General features: G+C 42.0%; 1 protein-coding gene. It reads left to right on the top strand.

Going from position 1 to position 2,523, the window contains the following annotated elements; all coding sequences use genetic code 11:
* Window positions 1-1,473: 1,473 nt before the first annotated feature.
* Window positions 1,474-2,523, top strand: a 1,050-nt coding sequence (locus tag HSISS2_RS12110) for a hypothetical protein (RefSeq protein WP_205617842.1), incomplete at its 3' end; no start/stop codon positions are given.

Genomic DNA, 2,523 nt, shown 5'->3' with positions numbered 1-2,523 from the left:
TAGACCAGTGTTTCTCGCAGTGAGTCCGCCTCCACGAGTGCGTCTTTGAGTACCGAGAAGTCACAAAGCTTATCCCAGTCTTTGAGTGAGTCAGTCAAGACGAGTGTTTCTCGCAGTGAATCTGTGTCAACGAGTCTGTCTTTGAGTTCTTCGGTTTCAACGAGTGAATCAGTATCGAACTCGCAAAGCACATCTTTGAGCGCATCGGTATCAGCTAGTCAGTCCGTATCAAACTCGTTAAGTAGCTCCTTGAGTACTTCGGTTTCAACAAGTGAGTCTATATCGAACTCATTAAGTAGCTCCTTGAGTACTTCGGTATCAACGAGTGAATCCGTATCGAACTCGTTGAGTAGCTCCTTGAGTACTTCGGTTTCAACGAGTGAGTCTATATCGAACTCTTTAAGTACATCGTTAAGTTCTTCGGTTTCAACAAGTCAATCCGTATCGAACTCGTTAAGCACATCATTGAGTTCTTCAGTTTCAACAAGTGAGTCTATATCGAACTCTTTAAGTACATCGTTAAGTTCTTCGGTTTCAACGAGTCAATCAGCTTCAAATTCGTTGAGTACATCGCTGAGCGCTTCAGTCTCAATAAGTCAATCCGTATCAAACTCGTTAAGTAGCTCCTTGAGTACTTCGGTGTCAGCTAGTCAGTCCGTATCGAACTCATTAAGTAGCTCCTTGAGTACTTCGGTTTCAACGAGTGAATCCGTATCAAATTCGTTAAGCACATCGTTAAGTTCATCATTGAGTTCTTCAGTTTCAACGAGTGAATCCGTATCGAATTCTTTGAGTTCATCCTTGAGTTCTTCGGTTTCAACAAGTCAATCCGTATCGAACTCGTTAAGCACATCATTGAGTTCTTCAGTTTCAACAAGTGAATCCGTATCAAATTCGTTAAGCACATCGTTAAGTTCATCATTGAGTTCTTCAGTTTCAACGAGTGAATCCGTATCGAATTCTTTGAGTTCATCCTTGAGTTCTTCGGTTTCAACAAGTCAATCCGTATCGAACTCGTTAAGCACATCATTGAGTTCTTCAGTTTCAACAAGTGAGTCTATATCGAACTCTTTAAGTACATCGTTAAGTTCTTCGGTTTCAACGAGTCAATCAGCTTCAAATTCATTGAGTACATCGCTGAGTACTTCGGTTTCAATAAGTCAGTCCGTATCGAATTCATTGAGCACATCATTGAGTTCTTCAGTCTCAACAAGTCAATCAGCTTCAAATTCATTGAGTGCATCGTTAAGTTCTTCGGTTTCAACGAGCCAGTCCGTATCGAATTCGTTAAGTAGCTCCTTGAGTACTTCGGTGTCAGCTAGTCAGTCCGTATCGAACTCGTTGGGTAGCTCCTTGAGTACTTCGGTATCAACGAGTGAATCCGTATCGAACTCGTTGAGTAGCTCCTTGAGTTTTTCGGTTTCAACAAGTCAATCCGTATCGAACTCGTTAAGCACATCACTGAGTGCTTCAGTGTCTGAATCACAATCAGAGTCAAATTCTATTTCGGCATCAGAAAGTGCTTCAGTAAGTCAGTCTCAATCCGAGTCAAACTCGCTTTCAGCATCAGAAAGTGCTTCAGTATCTGAGTCCCAATCGGAATCCAACTCGCTTTCAGCGTCAGAGAGTGCTTCAGTGTCTGAATCTCAGTCAGAATCCAACTCAATTTCGGCTTTAGAGAGTGCGTCAGTATCTGAATCTCAATCAGAATCTAACTCGCTTTCAGCATCAGAGAGTGCTTCAGTGTCTGAATCTCAGTCAGAATCCAACTCAATTTCGGCTTTAGAGAGTTCTTCAGTTTCAGCAAGTCAATCTGTTTCAAATTCAGTAGTTTCTTCATTAAGTGTTTCGGCTTTTGAAAGCTTATCGCAAGCATTTAGTGCGTCAATTTCGACCATCCTTTCGACAGTTGATTCTATTTCGAAATCAGCATCAAGCTTTATTTCTACAAGTGAGTCACTCTCAATGTTTGCTTCAACATCATTGAGTACATTCGGATCATTAAGTGCGTCAGTTTCGTCAAGTGAATCAATGTCACTAAGCGAGTCAGCAAGTATAAGTGCCTCAGCATCAACGAGTCAGTCAGTATCTAACTCATTGTCATCGTCATTAAGTGCGTCAGTTTCGTCAAGTGAATCAACGTCACTAAGCGAGTCAGCAAGTACCAGTGCTTCTGTTTCAACGAGCCAGTCAGTATCTAACTCATTATCATCGTCATTAAGTGCGTCAGTCTCAACCAGTGAATCAACGTCACTCAGTGAGTCATCAAGTACGAGCGCTTCAGTTTCAATGAGTCAATCAGTTTCTGATTCAATGAGTGTCTCAGAGTCAGCAAGTGCTTCAAGTAGAGTTTCCGCTTCATTAAGTGCTTCAGTCTCACTCAGCGAATCCACATCACTAAGTGAGTCAGTAAGTATCAGTGCCTCTGTTTCAGCGAGTCAATCAGTCTCAACGTCAGTCTCTGAATCGCAAAGCGCAAGCACCTCAGTTTCAACGAGCCAATCGGTTTCTAATTCATTGAGA

The organism is Streptococcus sp. HSISS2, assembly GCF_000448665.1.
In the GTDB taxonomy this organism is placed as follows: Bacteria; Bacillota; Bacilli; order Lactobacillales; family Streptococcaceae; genus Streptococcus; species Streptococcus raffinosi.
The sequence above is the reverse complement of the archived record's forward strand: the minus strand, read 5'-3'. Positions and strand labels throughout refer to the sequence as shown.